16 protein-coding genes are annotated in these 17,118 nt (G+C 68.7%); 5 read left to right on the forward strand and 11 right to left on the reverse strand.

Annotated elements, in window-relative coordinates:
- Positions 1 to 198: 198 nt before the first annotated feature.
- A complete protein-coding gene (locus AJAP_RS38655) occupies positions 199 to 2,757 on the reverse strand; it encodes an ATP-dependent Clp protease ATP-binding subunit (protein WP_038520844.1) in 2,559 nt (852 codons plus the stop codon).
- 407 nt (positions 2,758 to 3,164) lie between these two features.
- On the opposite strand from AJAP_RS38655, the gene AJAP_RS38660 reads away from it, so the two are divergent.
- Positions 3,165 to 3,923 carry an iron-sulfur protein gene (locus AJAP_RS38660; RefSeq protein WP_228694796.1) on the forward strand — a complete coding sequence of 253 codons (759 nt, stop codon included), beginning with the start codon at positions 3,165 to 3,167 and terminating at the stop codon, positions 3,921 to 3,923.
- On the opposite strand, the gene AJAP_RS38665 is transcribed toward AJAP_RS38660, so the two are convergent.
- The gene (locus AJAP_RS38665; protein ID WP_038520850.1) at positions 3,920 to 4,501 is read right to left on the reverse strand and encodes a TIGR03086 family metal-binding protein; all 582 of its coding nucleotides are present in this window, start codon (positions 4,499 to 4,501) and stop codon (positions 3,920 to 3,922) included. The genes AJAP_RS38660 and AJAP_RS38665 overlap by 4 nt on opposite strands.
- Before the next feature lie 66 nt (positions 4,502 to 4,567).
- On the opposite strand from AJAP_RS38665, the gene AJAP_RS38670 reads away from it, so the two are divergent.
- Positions 4,568 to 5,407: a helix-turn-helix domain-containing protein gene (locus tag AJAP_RS38670; protein ID WP_038520853.1), complete on the forward strand. Its 840-nt coding sequence runs from the start codon at positions 4,568 to 4,570 to the stop codon at positions 5,405 to 5,407.
- 6 nt (positions 5,408 to 5,413) lie between these two features.
- On the opposite strand, the gene AJAP_RS38675 is transcribed toward AJAP_RS38670, so the two are convergent.
- On the reverse strand, positions 5,414 to 5,767 hold the full coding sequence (locus AJAP_RS38675; protein ID WP_005165380.1) for a histone-like nucleoid-structuring protein Lsr2: 354 nt from the start codon (positions 5,765 to 5,767) through the stop codon (positions 5,414 to 5,416).
- 151 nt (positions 5,768 to 5,918) lie between these two features.
- Positions 5,919 to 7,430, reverse strand: coding sequence for a lysine--tRNA ligase (gene lysS, locus AJAP_RS38680; RefSeq protein ID WP_038520856.1), 1,512 nt, complete (start codon positions 7,428 to 7,430; stop codon positions 5,919 to 5,921).
- A 96-nt stretch (positions 7,431 to 7,526) separates the two neighbouring features.
- Between lysS and AJAP_RS38685 the strand changes: the two genes are divergently transcribed.
- Complete coding sequence (locus tag AJAP_RS38685) at positions 7,527 to 8,300, forward strand: class I SAM-dependent methyltransferase (RefSeq protein ID WP_038520859.1); 774 nt, start codon at positions 7,527 to 7,529, stop codon at positions 8,298 to 8,300.
- Positions 8,297 to 9,061 carry a class I SAM-dependent methyltransferase gene (locus tag AJAP_RS38690; protein WP_038520860.1) on the forward strand — a complete coding sequence of 255 codons (765 nt, stop codon included), beginning with the start codon at positions 8,297 to 8,299 and terminating at the stop codon, positions 9,059 to 9,061. The genes AJAP_RS38685 and AJAP_RS38690 overlap by 4 nt, the downstream gene beginning before the upstream one ends.
- 46 nt (positions 9,062 to 9,107) lie before the next feature.
- On the opposite strand, the gene AJAP_RS38695 is transcribed toward AJAP_RS38690, so the two are convergent.
- The 7 genes from AJAP_RS38695 to AJAP_RS38725 form a co-directional block, all read right to left on the reverse strand.
- Positions 9,108 to 9,887, reverse strand: coding sequence for a type III pantothenate kinase (locus AJAP_RS38695; RefSeq protein WP_038520863.1), 780 nt, complete (start codon positions 9,885 to 9,887; stop codon positions 9,108 to 9,110).
- Positions 9,888 to 9,891: 4 nt separating this feature from the next.
- Entirely contained in the window at positions 9,892 to 10,386 is a 495-nt protein-coding gene (gene panD / locus AJAP_RS38700) for an aspartate 1-decarboxylase (protein ID WP_016337767.1), read from the reverse strand.
- Between the two features lie 12 nt (positions 10,387 to 10,398).
- On the reverse strand, positions 10,399 to 11,307 hold the full coding sequence (panC, locus tag AJAP_RS38705) for a pantoate--beta-alanine ligase (protein WP_016337768.1): 909 nt from the start codon (positions 11,305 to 11,307) through the stop codon (positions 10,399 to 10,401).
- Positions 11,304 to 12,221 (reverse strand): Rossmann-like and DUF2520 domain-containing protein, encoded by a 918-nt coding sequence (locus tag AJAP_RS38710; protein WP_378415295.1) that lies wholly within the window; start codon positions 12,219 to 12,221, stop codon positions 11,304 to 11,306. Before AJAP_RS38710 ends, panC begins: the two co-directional genes overlap by 4 nt.
- A 135-nt stretch (positions 12,222 to 12,356) precedes the next feature.
- A complete protein-coding gene (locus AJAP_RS38715) occupies positions 12,357 to 13,526 on the reverse strand; it encodes a PrsW family intramembrane metalloprotease (RefSeq protein WP_084098492.1) in 1,170 nt (389 codons plus the stop codon).
- Positions 13,527 to 13,554: 28 nt separating this feature from the next.
- A complete protein-coding gene (locus AJAP_RS38720) occupies positions 13,555 to 15,567 on the reverse strand; it encodes a DUF6779 domain-containing protein (protein WP_038520873.1) in 2,013 nt (670 codons plus the stop codon).
- A 69-nt stretch (positions 15,568 to 15,636) separates the two neighbouring features.
- A complete protein-coding gene (locus AJAP_RS38725) occupies positions 15,637 to 16,098 on the reverse strand; it encodes a DUF3180 domain-containing protein (RefSeq protein ID WP_038520876.1) in 462 nt (153 codons plus the stop codon).
- 60 nt (positions 16,099 to 16,158) lie between these two features.
- Between AJAP_RS38725 and AJAP_RS38730 the strand changes: the two genes are divergently transcribed.
- Positions 16,159 to 17,100: a MerR family transcriptional regulator gene (locus AJAP_RS38730; protein ID WP_038520882.1), complete on the forward strand. Its 942-nt coding sequence runs from the start codon at positions 16,159 to 16,161 to the stop codon at positions 17,098 to 17,100.
- Positions 17,101 to 17,118 lie beyond the last annotated feature (18 nt).

The raw sequence follows: 17,118 nt of genomic DNA on the forward strand, positions 1-17,118 counted from the left end.
ATGGCGTCCGTGCGGAAAGACGGAACTCGCGTGACGGAACACGGAACTCGCGTGATCGGAGGCGGAACTCGCGTGATCCAACGGCGAACTCGCGTGATTGGAGGCGGGACACGCGTGATCAGACGGGCGACACACCACCGAAACGCGGAAGTGCCCGCCGCGGCGAACCGCGACGGGCACTTCCGGAGCAGTGAGGCGTTACTCGCCCTCGGCTTCACCGTTCTCTTCGGTCGAGCCGGCACCGATGCTCACCGGCGGGGCGTCCGGGACCGACGAGGGGCGGGCTTCGCCACGGAAGACGAAGTGCGCCTTGTCGTCCTTCTCGCCCTCTTCGTCGTTCCAGCCTTCGACGTCGACCAGGATGATCTGCCCGGCCTGGACCTCGCCGAACAGGATCTTCTCCGACAGCTGGTCCTCGATCTCGCGCTGGATCGTGCGACGCAGCGGCCGCGCGCCCAGCACCGGGTCGAAGCCGCGCTTGGCGAGCAGCGACTTGGCCTTGGGCGTGAGCTCCAGCTCCATGTCCTTGGCCTTGAGCTGCGTCTCGACCCGGGCGATCATCAGATCGACCATCTCGATGATCTGTTCCTTGGTCAGCTGGTGGAAGACGATGATGTCGTCGATCCGGTTCAGGAACTCCGGCCGGAAATGCTTCTTCATCTCCTCGTTGACCTTTTGCTTCATCTTCTCGTACCGGTTGGTGCTGTCACCGCCGGACGAGAACCCGAGCGAAACGGACTTGGAGATGTCCGAGGTACCCAGGTTCGAGGTGAAGATGAGCACGGTGTTCTTGAAGTCGACCGTACGACCCTGACCGTCGGTGAGACGGCCGTCTTCGAGGACCTGCAGGAGCGTGTTGTAGATCTCCTGGTGGGCCTTCTCGATCTCGTCGAACAGCACCACCGAGAACGGCTTGCGCCGCACCTTCTCGGTCAGCTGGCCGCCCTCTTCGTAGCCGACGTAGCCCGGAGGGGCACCGAAGAGCCGCGAAGCGGTGTAGCGGTCGTGGAACTCACCCATGTCGATCTGGATGAGCGCGTCGTCCTCGCCGAACAGGAACGCCGCGAGCGCCTTGGACAGCTCGGTCTTACCGACACCGGACGGGCCGGCGAAGATGAACGAGCCGGAGGGGCGCTTCGGGTCCTTCAGGCCGGCGCGGGTGCGGCGGATCGCCTGGGAGACGGCCTTGACCGCGTCCTCCTGGCCGATGATCCGCTTGTGCAGCTCCTCCTCCATGCGGAGCAGACGCGTGGTCTCCTCCTCGGTGAGCTTGAACACCGGGATCCCGGTCCAGTTGGCGAGGACCTCGGCGATCTGCTCCTCGTCGACCTCGGCGACGACGTCGAGGTCGCCGTCCTTCCACTGCTTCTCCCGCTCGCCCTTCTGGCCGAGGAGGGTCTTCTCCTCGTCGCGGAGGCGGGCGGCGCGCTCGAAGTCCTGCGCGTCTATCGCGGACTCCTTGTCCCTGCGCACGTCGGCGATCTTCTCGTCGAACTCGCGCAGGTCCGGCGGCGCGGTCATGCGGCGGATGCGCATCCGGGCGCCGGCCTCGTCGATCAGGTCGATCGCCTTGTCCGGCAGGAAGCGGTCGTTGATGTAGCGGTCCGCGAGGGTGGCCGCCTGCACCAGCGCGCCGTCGGTGATCGAAACGCGGTGGTGCGCCTCGTACCGGTCACGCAGACCCTTCAGGATCTCGATCGTGTGCTCGAGCGACGGCTCGCCGACCTGGATCGGCTGGAAGCGGCGCTCCAGCGCGGCGTCCTTCTCGATGTACTTGCGGTACTCCTCGAGCGTGGTCGCGCCGATCGTCTGCAGCTCGCCACGGGCCAGCATCGGCTTCAGGATCGACGCGGCGTCGATCGCGCCCTCGGCGGCACCCGCGCCGACGAGCGTGTGCAGCTCGTCGATGAACAGGATGATGTCGCCGCGGGTCTTGATCTCCTTGAGCACCTTCTTCAGGCGCTCTTCGAAGTCACCGCGGTACCGGGAACCGGCGACCAGGGAGCCGAGGTCGAGGGTGTAGAGCTGCTTGTCCTTCAGCGTCTCCGGGACCTCGCCCTTGACGATGTTCTGCGCGAGCCCTTCGACGACGGCGGTCTTGCCGACGCCGGGCTCGCCGATGAGGACCGGGTTGTTCTTGGTGCGCCGCGACAGCACCTGCATGACCCGCTCGATCTCTTTGCCCCGGCCGATGACCGGGTCGAGCTTGCCTTCGCGGGCCTGCACGGTCAGGTTGCGGCCGAACTGGTCGAGCACCAGCGACGACGACGGGGTGCCTTCACCGCGTCCGGAGCCGGTCTCGGTCGACTCCTTGCCACCCTGGTAGCCCGACAGCAGCTGCAGGACCTGCTGACGCACCCGGTTGAGGTCCGCGCCGAGCTTGACGAGCACCTGTGCGGCGACGCCTTCTCCCTCGCGGATCAGCCCGAGCAGGATGTGCTCGGTGCCGATGTAGTTGTGGCCGAGCTGCAGCGCTTCGCGCAGCGACAGCTCAAGCACCTTCTTGGCCCGCGGGGTGAAGGGGATGTGCCCGCTCGGGGCCTGCTGCCCCTGGCCGATGATCTCCTCGACCTGCTGGCGGACGCCCTCCAGCGCGATGCCCAGCGATTCCAGCGCCTTGGCGGCGACACCTTCACCCTCGTGGATCAGACCCAGGAGGATGTGCTCGGTGCCGATGTAGTTGTGGTTGAGCATCCTGGCCTCTTCTTGGGCCAGGACGACCACCCGCCTCGCGCGGTCGGTGAACCTCTCAAACATGTGCACTCCCTCGACTGCTGCGACGGCGGCCCGTTTCCATCGTGCTTTCACCGCGATGGATTCAGCACCGTGAGACCACTCTAGTAGCCATGCGGTCGCGCTGGCGTACCACTACGGCTGATTGCGGCCCGTTCGCGCCCAGGCCGTTCTCCGGCCGTGCGCTCTTTCATCTTCCGGTTGCCCTGCACCTTTACGTCAAGCCCAACGTGCGAACACGCGTCCGGATTCCGCCGGACGAGGGTTGTCCGCTGAGCGCGAACACGGGCTCCGCCCAGTGGATGGACACCCGTCCGGAGTAGTCACGGACGGTATGTAAGGTTAGGCGTACCTAATGACGGGAGGCCGGTGTGTCGTATCCCCGCACGCTCGTGTCGCCAGAGGACGGGCTCCGGGCCTCCCTGTCGAGGATGCCCGAAGACGCCCGGCTCCGCGCGGACGTGCCGGAGGGCGAGCCGGGCTGGGTCCGCTGCGGGGACCTGCTCGGCGAACCGGCCCGGCTCGTGCGCTGGCGGGAGCGGCTCACCGGCTGGCTCGCCGAGACGTATCCGGAGGCGGCCTCGATCCCCGAGCGGACCCCGGCGAGCTGGATCCTTTCCTGGTACCTGCACGTCCCGGCCCTGGCCGGCGCGATGCTGCTCCATCACGAGCGCCGCGTCCCCTCGCTGGCGCCGTCCGCGCTGGCGTTCCGGATCGGCGCCGACCGGCCCCATCCCGATTCCGTGGCCGTCCTCGGCGACGGGTTCCACTGCCTGCCGACCGACCCTGGCTCGGCACATCCGAAGGCCATCGTGGCTCCGGACGAGCGGGCGCTGGCGACCGTCCTGCGAGGCCGCTACGTCGCGCACGCGAGCCGGTTCATCGACATCTACGGCCCGCTGACGAGGCTCGGGCGACGTCAGTTGTGGGCCGCCGCCACAGACGCGCTCGACAACGCGCTGTGGTCGGCGGGACGGCTGGGCGGGACCCCGGAGGCCGAGGGCGCCGGGGTCGCGGACGCCGCCCTGGTACTCGAAGCGCGGTTCCCGCCGCTGACGTCCGCGTCGAAGCTGACGCTGACATCGGGAGCCGACGGACGCCGCGAGTGGACGAGAAACCGCGAAGGCTGCTGTTACAACTATCTGCTTCCCGCGGAATCGGAATGCGGCGGTTGTCCGCGGGTCCGTTAAGGGAGCCAGCCGGGGTTTCGCCCCGTCGCGCCCAAAGCGCGTTCGAACGTCGTCGCGCCTTTCGCGACGGGCACTTCTTCCCCGTACACCTTCATCGCCCGGGCCTGTTCGCCCATCGCCGCGGCGGACGCCAAGACGGCTTCGGCCACTTCGGGTGCGACGTCGAGCGAGCGGCCGGTCGCCTTCGCCAGGTCCCAGCCGTGGAAGACGAACTCGCCGAGCACCATGTCGCCGACGAACGAGGACGGCATTTCCGCCGTGCCGAGCGCCGTCGTGCCCTGCCACGCTTCGGGTGTCCCGAAGACGTCCACGAGCCGCGCGGTCTGCTTCTCGATGGCATTGAGCCATTCGCCGTCGACGAGGCCCGCTTCGGCCTCACCGACGGACACTTCGGGCGGTGCGGTCTTGCTCCCGGCGGCCTCGAGCCAGGGACCCCAGTAGAGAAGGTGGTTCAGCAACGCGCGGACGTCGTACTCGGCGCACGGCGTGCGGGCGGAGAGGTCGGATTCGCCGATCCCGCGCAGGATTCCGGTGAACTCCGCGGCGGCGGGGGCGATCAGGGTGGCGTATTCGGACATGAGGCCATGAGTTCACGGGGACCCGCGCGCTGTCTTGAAGAAACGCGACACGGCTAGGTTGATCCGGTGAGCGGGCACCGGATCCCGGCGGGGATCGTCAACGCGCGGGCGGCGAAGTTCAGCCTCGTCCGGCATCCGCCCTCGCCGGAACTGCGCCCGTACGTCGACCACCACTGGGTGCTGCGGTGGGATCTGCGCGGCAGACCGGGCGAGGAACAGGCGGTTTTGCCCAATCTCGCGGTGAACGTCACGTTCTTCCGCCTCGCGGCCGGCGCGTTCGGGCCGGGGAAACGGCCTTTCCGCTACCTCGTCGAGGGCACGGACCACGGTATCGGCGTGCGATTCCGTCCTGGGGCATTCCGGGCATTCCTCGGCGGTCCGGTCTCGATGATCTCCGGCGGTTCCGTTCCGCTCACCGATCTCTTCCCCGGCGCCGGAGGAGTGACGGAATCGGTACGGAATGCGACGGACGACTTCGAAATGGTCCGTGCCGCGGAGGAACTGCTCCTCGCGAAACGCCCCGTGCTCACCGCCGCGGCCGTGACGGCCATCGAAGCGGTGGAAACAATCGCGGCCGAGCCGTCCATTACCCGGGTCGCCGAGCTGTCAAGCCGGACGGGCCTGTCTCAACGAAGCCTGCAACGCCTGTTCGCCGAACATGTCGGCACCGCCCCCAAATGGGCGATTCAGGTATACCGATTGAACGAAGCGGCGGCACGGATCGCTGCCGAGGAACGGCCGGACTACGCGGAACTGGCGTTCACGCTGGGCTATAGCGACCAAGCGCACTTCACCCGGGATTTCCGCTCCGTGACCGGATGGGCGCCCACCGAGTACGCCCGCTTGAACCGTGTACAAGAACAAGAAAGCCGCCGGGAAAGGTTTCCCGGCGGCCGTCTGGTCTGAAAGACCTCAGTTCTTCTTGTGGTAGGCCTCCACGACCTCGGACGGGATACGTCCACGGTCGGAAACCTGGAAGCCGTTCTTGCGGGCCCAGGCGCGAATGGCCTGGTTCTGCTCGCGGTCCACGGTCGCGGGACGGGCGGCGGCCTTCACGCCGGCGACCGGACGAATGGCGGTGCGCTTACGGCCACCCGCGCGACGGGCGTGCTCCACATACTGGGCCAGCGCGTCACGAAGCTCTTCCGCGTTTTCCGCGGAAAGGTCGATCTGGTAGCTCACACCGTCCAAACCGAACTCGACGGTCTCTTCCGCCTCAGTGCCGTCGAGGTCGTCGACGAGCGAGACGAGCACCTTCTGTGCCATCTGTTTCCTCCTGCTGGGGGCTTACACGAATGATCTGGTACGGGGCATGCCCCGGACAGAAGACTTTGTCTAGCGACATTAATACCCGCTACCGACTCATAACGCAAATCTTGTTTACGAGAACGATCGAGGTATCTCTCACGCGGACGGGTTATTCGGGGCGGACGAGCGGGAACAGGATGGTCTCCCGGATACCAAGGCCGGTCAGCGCCATCAGCAACCGGTCGATCCCCATTCCGACACCACCGCTCGGCGGCATTCCGTACTCCAGCGCGCGGAGGAAATCCTCATCCAGGTTCATGGCCTCACTATCACCCTGCGCACCCAGCCGAGCCTGTTCCACCAGACGCTGACGCTCTACCACGGGATCGACCAGCTCGGAGTATCCGGTGGCCAGTTCGAATCCGCGCACGTACAGATCCCACTTCTCGGCGACCCCCGGCTTGCTGCGATGTTGCCTGGTCAGCGGGGATGTCTCGACCGGAAAATCACGGACAAAAGTGGGTTCGTGGAGATGATCGCCGACGAGATGTTCCCAAAGTTCTTCGACGAGTTTGCCGTGGCCTAACTTCGGGTCGAGCTCCAGCTCTCGCGCTTCGGCATAGGAACGCAGCTTGTCCGCGGACGTCTCGGGAGTGACCTCTTCCGACAACGCCTCGGACAACGACTCGTACATTCCGAGCGTGGTCCACTCGCCGGACAGGTCGTACTCCGAACCGTCGGCGAGAGTGACCACCTGAGTGCCGAGAACGTTCTGCGCCGCCTCCTGGATGAGCTGCCGCGTCATCACCGCGTTGGAGTCATAGGTCGCATACGCTTCGTAGTACTCGAGCATGGCGAACTCCGGCGAGTGCGAGGAGTCGCTGCCCTCGTTCCGGAAGTTGCGGTTGATCTCGAAGACCTTCTCGATACCGCCGACCACGCAACGCTTGAGGTACAGCTCCGGCGCGATCCTCAGGTACAGATCGAGGTCGAAGGCATTCGAATGCGTGACGAATGGCCGCGCCGCGGCACCGCCGTGCAGCGTTTGCAGCATCGGGGTCTCGACCTCGAGGAATCCCCGGCCGTGAAACGAGTCACGCAGGGAACGCAGCACACCGGCGCGGGTACGGACCACGTCCCGCGCCTTGGGACGCACGATCAGATCGACATAACGCTGCCGGATCCGCGTTTCCTCCGCCAGGTCTTTGTGCGCCACGGGCAACGGGCGCAATGCTTTCGACGTGATGCGCCAGGAGTCGGCCATCACGGAAAGCTCACCGCGCTTGGAGGTGATGACCTCACCGGAGACGAATACGTGATCACCGAGATCGACATCGGACTTCCACGCCGCGAGCGCGTCCTCGCCCACCTTCGCGAGGCTGAGCATCGCCTGCAACTCGGTGCCGTCGCCTTCACGAAGACTCGCGAAACACAGTTTGCCGGTATTGCGCATGTACATGACCCGGCCGGTGATACCGACGATGTCGCCGGTGGCGGTGTCGACAGGAAGACCGGAATGCTTCGCGCGCACTTCGGCCAGCGAGTGCGTCCGGGGCACCTCGACCGGATACGGATCGATACCCTCCGCGATTATCCGGTCGCGCTTGTCCCGGCGCACCCGCATCTGTTCCGGCAGGTCTTCGTCGGGGCTCACGCCCTCGGATGCGGGGATTTCAGTCATGGCGCACAGCGTACGAACCCGCCGGTTCCCTACGCCAACCGGATTACCTTTTCCGGGTCCGGACCGGCCGGTTTTCTCTCCATTAACCTTGAGCGCGTGAACTCATCCACTCCCGGCATCGAACCCGAACTGCACGCACGCCGCGCCGCCTCGTTCGGCGCGAAGGCCGCCGACTATGCCGCGCATCGGCCGGACTATCCGGAAAAGGCACTGGCCTGGGGGCTGGCCGGCGCGGCGGGAACCCCGGAACGGGTCCTGGACCTGGCGGCCGGGACCGGCAAGGTCAGCGAAGGACTGCTGGCGCTGGGCGTCGAGGTCACCGCCGTCGAGCCGGACGAGAAGATGCTCGCCGAGCTCACCAGGACACTCCCCGCCGTGACCCCGCTCATCGGGACCGCCGAGGAGATCCCGCTGCCGGACGGATCCGTGGACGCCGTCGTGGTGGGCCAGGCCGTCCACTGGTTCGATCTCGACCGGGCCTATCCGGAGATGGCCAGGGTGCTGAGGCCGGGCGGAGTCGTTGCGGCGCTGTGGAACCACGACGACGAGTCGGCGGGCTGGCTGGCGGAGTTGAACGCGCTGATCAAGACCTCGATGAGCAGGCGCTGGCTGAGCGACTACGAATCGCTGCCGCAACACGAGGCTCTCGAGCCGTTCGAGAAGAAGACGTTCGGCCACAAACAACCCAGGACGGCGGAAACCCTGGTGGCCACTCTCGCGACCCATTCGCACATGCTGGTGGCCACGGCGGAGGAACGCGAAGCCAAACTTCGCACGGCGCGGGAATTCCTCGACCGGAATCCGGAAACCGCGGCCGGGGAATTCGATCTCCCGATCACCACCACCGTCTTCCGGGCGCGTAAGCGATGACCGACTGGAAGGCGGCGTTCACGACCACGTTCGGCGCCCCCGCGTCGGCGGTGTCCGCGCGGATCTGGGCCGAGGTCTACGGCGACGAATACCCCGCCGAGCTGGACACCTACAGCTTCGTGACCCGGACCGACCTGCGCCGCATCGCGGCCGAAGCGCATCTGGAGCCCGGTGGGCGGCTCGCCGACATCGGCTGCGGGCGCGGCGGTCCCGGGCTTTGGGTCGCCGCACGCACGTACGCGACGCTCACCGGCATCGACATCGCGGCGACGGCGCTGGCGTCGGCACGGCGTCGGGCGGAGGCGATGGACGTCGAGGCGACCGATTTCCGGATCGGCGACTTCCAGGACACCGGCCTGGAGGACGCCTCGTTCGACGCGGTGATGAGCGTCGACGCGCTGCTGTTCGCGCCCGACAAGCGGTGCGCCTGCGAGGAGTTCGCACGGATCCTCGCGCCGGGCGGGCGGCTGCTCGTCACGACCTGGGACTTCGACGGGCAGCCGGTGAACCGGCCGCCCCAGGTCGCCGACCACCGGCCGCTGCTGGAGGCGGCAGGCTTCGACGTCCTCGCCTACGAGGAGACACCGGACTGGCGGGCGCGGCAGCGGCGGACCATGGAGCTTTCGCTCGAACGGCTGGAGGAGCTGGCGGCGGAATCGGGCGACGATCCTTCGCGGCTCCGGGCGAGCCTCGAACAGACGCTGCGGAACCAGGACCTGATGACGCGGCGGGTGCTGATGATCGCCTCCCGCCGCGTTTAGTCCTCTAATTGCGGTAGTTGCCCACGCAAGGACCGCATTCAGAGGACTAAACGCGGTGGTTGCGCTCGTAGACCAGCCGGAGGCCCAGGAGCGTCAGATCGGGCGCGTGCTCGGTGATCGTCTCGGACTCGCCGAGCACCAAGGGCGCGAGGCCGCCGGTCGCGATCACCGCGACCGGATCCACCCCGCCCGGTGAGAGCTCGCGCTTGATCCGCTTCACCAGGCCGTCGACCTGGCCCGCGAAACCGTAGAGGATGCCGGATTGCAGGCATTCCACGGTGTTCTTCCCGATCACCGACCGCGGCGGCACCAGCTCCACCTTCCGCAGCGCCGCGGCCCGGGCGGCCAGCGCGTCGACCGAGATCTCGATACCGGGCGCGAACGCGCCGCCGAGGAACTCGCCCTTGGCGGAGATGGCGTCCACATTGGTCGAAGTCCCGAAATCCACCACCACACAGGCGGTGGACGGGTGCAGGTGATGCGCGGCCAGGGTGTTCACCAGCCGGTCCGCGCCCACTTCCTTGGGGTTGTCGACCAGGAGCGGCACGCCGGTGCGCACCCCCGGCTCGATGACGATCTTCGGCACCCTGGCGTAGTACCGCGAAAGCATGACGCGCAGCTCCCGCAGCACGGCGGGAACCGTGGACAGCGCGCTGATCCCGGTGACCGCGTCCGCGTGCGAGCCGAGGAGCCCGCGCATGGTGAGCGCGAGTTCGTCGGCGGTCATCCGCGCGTCGGTGCGCATCCGCCAGTCACCGGCCAGGTCGTTTCCCGAGTACAGCCCGAGAACGATGTTGGTGTTGCCGACGTCGATCGTGAGCAGCAAGGACTCAGCTTTCGGCGTGCAGCAGCGCGTCGAGACGGCGGGCGTCGGCGGTTTCGGCGACCGGGAAGGTCATCGTGTCGTCGTCGGCCAGGGTCACGGTGCCACTCAACAGGCCGGAGCCCTCCGGCGCGTGCCCGGGGTTGGCGCCCTTCTCGACGATCCGGTTGTCCGCGTCGACGAAGACGACGCGCGGCCGGAACGCGGCCGCCTCGGCGTTCTCCATCTGCGCGTACGAAATCAGGATCACCAGATCGCCGGGGTGCACCAGATGCGCCGCGGCGCCGTTGATGCCGAGCACCCCGCTGCCGCGTTCGCCCGCGATCACGTAGGTCTCGAGCCGCGCGCCATTGGTGACGTCCACAATGGACACCTGTTCGCCCGGCAGCAGATCCGCCGCGTCCATCAGGTCCTCGTCGACGGTCACCGATCCGACGTAGTGGAGATCGGCCTGGGTGACCGTCGCCCTATGGATCTTCGATTTCAGCATCGTGCGGTACATCGTGGACTCTCCCTATTCCCCTGCGTCCGGCGCGTGTTCCGGATGGTCCACGGCCGCGCCGAGCACCACCGGGACGTTGTCGATCAGCCGGGTACTCCCCACCCTGGCCGCGATCAGCAGACGCGCCTCACCGTCGACGGGCGCGGGCCCGAGGTCGGTTCCCCTCAATTCCAGATAATCGACCTCGACCGCGGGTCGCGCGGCGAGGGTCTGCCTGGCGGTCGCCAGCACGGCTTCCGCGCCGTCGCGTCCGACGAAGGCACCCGCGGTGAGCGCCGCCGACAACACGATCGCGTCCTCGCGCTGTTCCGGAGTCAGGTAGACGTTCCGCGAGGACAACGCCAGCCCGTCGCGCTCCCGGACCGTCGGCACCCCGATGACGCGGGTGTCGAAGTTCAGATCGCGCACCATCTTCTTGATCAGCACCAGCTGCTGGTAGTCCTTCTCCCCGAAGAAGGCGTAGTCCGGCCGCACGATGTTGAACAGTTTCGCCACCACGGTGAGCACGCCAGCGAAATGCCCCGGCCGCACCGCGCCTTCCAGCTCGTCGCCGAGCGCGCCGGGATGCACCGTGACGGTGGCCCCTTCGGGATACAGATCCGACGCCTTGGGCAGGAAGCCCAGCTCGACTCCGTCCTCCTTCAGCACCTCGAGGTCCTTGTCCAGCGGACGCGGGTACGCCTCGAAGTCCTCGCCCTCTCCGAACTGCAGGGGGTTCACGAAGATCGACGTCGCGACGACCGTGTTCGGCAGCCGCTTCGCCCGGCGGATCAGCTCGCGGTGACCGGCGTGCAGTGCGCCCATCGTGGGCACCAGCGCGACCTTGCGGCCGACGCCGTGCAGCGCACGCGTCACCTGGCTGACCTGCTCCGGCGGCTGGAAGGTGTGCAGCGTGCCTCGGGCGAATTTCGGTGTGGTCACTGGTTTTGCTGCCCTTCGGCGGGGTCACTGAGGAGTTCGGTGAGCTCGGCGGCGGCCGAGGCGTCCAAGAGCCCGGCGGCGTCGCCGCGCGCCAGCGTGCGCTTGGCCAGCGCGCGATAGCTCGGGGCGATGTCGGGGCCACGTTCGGCCAGCACCGCGAGATGCTTGCGCACGGTGCCGAGATCACCACGGGCCACCGGCCCGGTCAGTGCGCGGTCCCCGTGTCGCAGAACATTATCCAACGCCGCCGACAACAACGGAGCCACCAGGCGTTCGGGCTGGGCGATTCCCGCCTCCCGCAACAGTTCCGCGCAGTCGGCGACCAGCGCCATCAGGTGGTTCGCACCGTGCGCCAACGCCGCGTGATAGAGCGCTCGCGCTTCGTCGGGGACCCGGACGGGCTCCGCGCCCATCTCCACGGTCAACGCCTCGCCGACGTTCCACGCCGCCTCGTCACCCTCCGCCGCCGTGACGCCGAAACTGCAGGCGGCGAGCCTGTCGAGGTCTTCGGGACGGCCGGTGAAGGTCATCACGGGGTGCAGCGCCAGCGGCAGCGCGCCCGCCTCGGCGGCGGGCGCGAGGACGTCGATGCCGTGCGACCCGGAGGTGTGCACGACGATCTGTCCCGGGCGCAGCGAACCGGTGGCGACGAAACCGCGCACCATCCCGGCGAGCGCGTCGTCGGGCAGGGCCAGCAGGACCAGGTCGGCCCGGCGAGCGACCTCGTCGGGCGGCAGGAGCGGCACGTCGGGGAGCAGCTGCTCCGCCCGGCGCACCGAAGCGTTGGAAAGGCCCGAAGCGGCGACGACCGTGTGCCCGGCCCTGGTGAGCGCCGCGCCTACGACACTGCCGACGCGACCTGCGGAAACGACGCCCACGGCCAAGCGAGCGGGCCTCATCATGGCGTGCGCCAGGGGACGCTCATGGTCGAAAACTCCTCAACTCGTTCCAGTCCCGCTCTGCGGTCGCGGGTACCAGACGACGGCGCGAGGGTAACCCTCCGCCCCGGGTCTGACCCGGCGCTCGTGACCAGCTTCACCTGACCGTGGTCACCCGCGCGGCGCGCCGTCGGCGAGCCGGACGGCCTCGGCCCGTGACGTCTTGAGCACCCGCAACAGTTCACTCTGCCGCTGTTTCGCCTCGTCGGTGAGCTTCGGGCCGCGCCGCAGGAACGCGAGCTCGGTCACGCTGGCCTGGTAGCGGCCGACGGCCTTCGCCGCCTCCCGCCCCGACTGCTTCCGGGCCTGTTTCCGCCACGACCGCCGTCCGGAGAGGCTGGCCAGCAGCGACACCTCCGACGGGGCGATCCAGCGGGCGTCGACCATCATCGGCAGGGCCGCGGCGACGATCCGCTGCTCGCGGCGCCGCTGCATGACCACCACCGAGAAGACGCCGATGAACAGCGGCACCATGATCAGGAAGTAGACGTTCAGGAAGGTCTTGGCGCCGCCGAGCAGCGCGGCGCCGTTCCACAGCGCGTGCAACAGGACGGCGACGAGGTAGCCGCCGATCGGCGCCAGGATCCGCAGCGAGCGGACCTTGCTGCTCGCGGCGACCCCGAGGCCGATCCCGGTCATCACGGCGAACAGCGGATGCGTGAACGGCGAGAGCACACCACGCAGGAAGAACGCCGCGAGCACACCGGCGCTCGTGCCGTCGCCGAAGCCGTGCTCGGCGAACGCGCGGCCGAAGTAATAGATGTTCTCGGTGAAGGCGAAGCCCGCCGCGGTGAACCCGGCGTAGACGATGCCGTCCACGACGCCGTCGAACTCGCTCGGGCGACGCCACCACAGCAACAGGATGAAAACGGCCTTCGCGGCCTCCTCGACCAGCGGCGCGGAGACCAGCCCGCTGATCTTGCCGCCGACGCCCGTACCGAGCAGCAGGTCACCGACGGCCTCGGCGCCGCTGTTGAGCAGCAACGCGATGATCGTCGCGACGCACGCGCCCCAGACGAAGGCCAGCAGCAGGAGCTTCGGCGGTTCCGGCTCCCAGCGGTCGACCCACAGGAACGCGGTGACCACCACGGCGACCGGGACCAGCGCCGCGAGCACACCGATCCCCACCGCGAGCGGGCCCACCTTTTCGGTCACCGTGCCGAAGACGAACAACCCGCACAGCGCGACGGCGATCAACCCGAGCACCGGCAGCAGCACGGTGATCGACCGAGACCGGCGGGGCCGGTCGAGACCGGGCGCCGGGGAGGAAGGCTCGCTCACAGCGGGTCACCCTACCGTCGGTACGGGCTCAGTCCTCCGCACGCCGCCTGCGCCGCGGAGTGGATTCGTTCGCGCCGTTGGCGGCGAGCAGGTCCATCACCGATCGGCCGGAGGCGTGGGAGCCCGCGTCGGAGGTCTCCGGACGGCTGTGCGACGACCCGTTCCGGGACGGCGCCTCGTCGTCCGGCTTCGCCCGCCTGCCGCCATGACGGCCGCCGGTGGACTCGGTGCTCTGCCAGGCCGGGGGCTCCCCGTCCGGACGACGGCGACGGCCGCCTCCGGTGGGCTCCGGGACGTTCGGGGCCGGGGTGATCGAGACCGAGGAGTCCTCGGCGGCCCGGCGACGGCGTCCGCCGCCACCGTTCTGCGCCAGCCGGATCTCTTCGGGCAGCGTCGGGTTGACCGCGGGCGGCTCCTCCGCGGCCGGGGATCCGTGCCGCGACGGCGCCTCGGCCGCCGGACGGCGCACCGGTTCGGGCTCCGGCTGCCGCACGGGCTCGGCCCGGCGAGGCGGCTCGGACACGGCCGGGATCGACAGCGGGGTCGGCGGCTCCGGGTCGCGACGCGGCTCCGGACGCGGCTCGGGGCGAGGTTCCGGACGCGACGCGGCCGCGGGCTGCGGCTTGGCAGGCGGCGTGGGCCGCAACCGGTCCTGGAAGTCGTCCTTCCGGGGGAACGCGGCGCTCAGATCGGAGACCGGGCGCTCCTGCGTCCACGACGGCTTCCACTCGCCGGTGGCCTCCATCGGCTCCGGCGTGGCGGGCTTGTTCGCGGGCGGCGGCGTGCCACCGGCCGGACGCGGCCGCTCGACGGGCTTCATCCCGGGGCGGGTCAGGCCGAGCTCGCGGTTCGGCCGGGGACGGTCCGGCTCGACCTTCTTCACCGGCTTCGCCTGCGCCGGGGGCTTCACCGGCGGCGTCTGCTTCCGGGTCTGCTCCTCGGGCCGCGTCGCGGGAGGACGCTGCACTGTGCCGGCGTCGAGCCGCTGCTGCAGCGAAGACTGCTGCGGGCGGCGGGGCGGTTCGTTGCGCGGGGGCTCCGGCCGCTGGGGCTGCCGGGCGATGGTGGGCATCGACGGCTGCGAGACCTCGGCACGCGACACCCCGGGCATCGACGGGCGGGACACCTCGGCGGGCGTCACCGGCGGCGGGGTCTTGCGCTGGGCCTCGACCCTCGGCATCGGCCGGGAGACCTCGGCGGGCGACATGCCGGGGTTCGACATCTCCATCCGCTCGCGGCGAGCGGCTTCGGCGGCGAGCGCCTCGGCCGCTTTCGAGGCGCGGGCATCCGCCTTGCGCATACTGCGGCGAGTCGACTCGTCGACCGGCTTCGGCCGCTGGACCTGATTGCTCTGCCCGTACCCGTTGGTGCCGTTGACCTGGCCGTTCGCCGGTTTGCGGCGGGCGGCGGGCGGCGTGCCCGCCCGCGCGGAAGCGGGTTCGAGGACGCGGTCGATCATCTCGGTCGGGCGCTCGCGCTCGCGTTCACGCTCGTCGACGTCGATCGTGGTGCTCTTGGCCGCCATGAGCTGGGGTTTGCCGTTGCCGTTCTCGGACCCCGCGCTCATCAGCTGCTTGTTGTCGAGGGACCGCATCCGGGTGGCCTGCGCGGTGAGCGCGACGCGTTCGAGGAGCACCTCACCGCCGAAGAGCGACTGGAGGCTTTCACGCAGGGCGCTCACCTCGGCTCTGAGCGCTTCGAGCTCGTCGTGAGAGCGGCTCTCGGCGGCCTGCCTGGTCTCCGCCTCGATCTCCAGCTCGAACTCGCGGCGGGCGGCGATCTCGCGTTCCAGCTCCAGCTCGTAGACGGCCTGTGCCTCGGCGACGGCGTCCTCGCTCTGCGACACGTGCTTGCGGTAGCGGACCGCGAGGAACGCACCGATCAAGGCGGCCCACAGCGCCGCGACGATCCCCAAACGCAAGTAGCGGAGGTCGTCGGAAAGCACCAATGCGAGAGTCGCGCCGACGGCGAGAACCAAGCCGACGACAAGCCACGGCCTACCCGCAAGGCGGCCGCGCGAGTCGTCACCCACCCCGGTCATGCCCAACACCGTACCTTCTAGTAATCCGAACGAGACCTAGTCGGTACTTCGAGCGGTGGCTCTCGAGCGTTAACCGGTCGGCTCGGGATCGCGCTCCCGATCGCCGCCCTCGGGGGTCCGGCAGCAGTGTTCGAGCCATAAAGCCGCAGCTACCAGCGCCACCGAGCTGACGATCCCGACCGTCGCCGAGCGGAGATCACCGCTCGCCGCGAGGAGTTCGTCACGTCGCGGAAAAAGATACGCGAAAGCCGCCAGCCACACCCCCGTCATGACGGATCCGGCGAGCGAAGAGGCCTTCGCGAGGGCCACCGATCGGGCGACGGAGATCGCGGCGAGCACGCGGTTGCTCTTGATCCGCGCACGGATGATGAAGGCGAGCACGACCTCGCAGAGCGCGAGGACGAGCAACGTGATTCCGGCGAAGAGCGGAAGCGCGGGGATGGATCCGTAGGCGACCTGGAAGAGCAGATAGGCCAGGACCAATCCCAGGAGGCCGGCCACCGCCAGCTCGCGTGGCCGGGTGAAGTGCATGGTCCAACGCTACCTGGCAGGCTTGACTCTCCACCAACTGGAGAGTCGACGATGAAGCATATGGGCACCGCAGCGGTTTTCACCATCGGGGAGCTGGCCAAACGGACCGGCCTGCCGGTGAAGACCATCCGCTTCTACTCCGACGAAGGGCTCCTGCCCCCGACCGACCGCACCGATTCGGGCTACCGCCTCTACGACGCCACCGCGATGGCGCGCCTGGAGCTGGTCCGGACTCTGCGGGAACTCGGGCTGGGCCTCGCGGACGTGGAGCGGGCGCTGACCAGGGAAGCGACCATCGGGGACCTCGCGGTCCAGCACGTCGCCGCCCTGGACGAGCAGATCCGGCGGCTGGAGCTGCGCCGCGCGGTCCTGCGAGCGGTGGCCAAACGGGACTCACCACTGGAGGAGGTCGAACTGATGAACAAACTCGCGTCGATGTCGGACGAAGACCGCAAACGTTTGCTCGACGAGTTCTGGGCGGACATGGTCGAAGGGCTCGAGCTGGATCCGGAGTTCTACGAGCGGATGGTCTCGGCGAAACCGGAACTGCCCGCCGACCCGACGCCCGAGCAGCTGGAGGCGTGGATCGAGTTCGCCGAACTCGTGCAGGACGAAGAGTTCCGCGCGTCCATCCGCCGGATGAGCGAGTGGCACTCGCAGCTCCGGAAGGAGGACGGGGCGGACTTCGGCGCGAAGCAGCAGGAGCTGTGGATGGCGTGGAGCGCGAAGGCGACCGAAGCCCTCGAAGCCGGCCTCGCACCGGACTCGCCCGAAGGCCGGGAACTGGCGGAGACGATCTTCACGCAGTCTTCGCGCAACGGCCGTGACCCGCACGACCCCGCCTGGCGGAAGCGGCTCGCCGACGGGATGGCGATCAGCTCCGACCCGCGGGCCGAGCGGTACTGGCTGCTGATGGGGAAGATGAACGGCTGGCCGTCGTTCCCCTCGCAGATGCGGCAGGCGGAGTGGATCATCGCGGCCCTGCGCTCCGCGCTGAGGTAGCAAGGGACCTTTGCTACC

Origin of the sequence: Amycolatopsis japonica, from assembly GCF_000732925.1 — a bacterium.
GTDB lineage: Bacteria > Actinomycetota > Actinomycetes > Mycobacteriales > Pseudonocardiaceae > Amycolatopsis > Amycolatopsis japonica.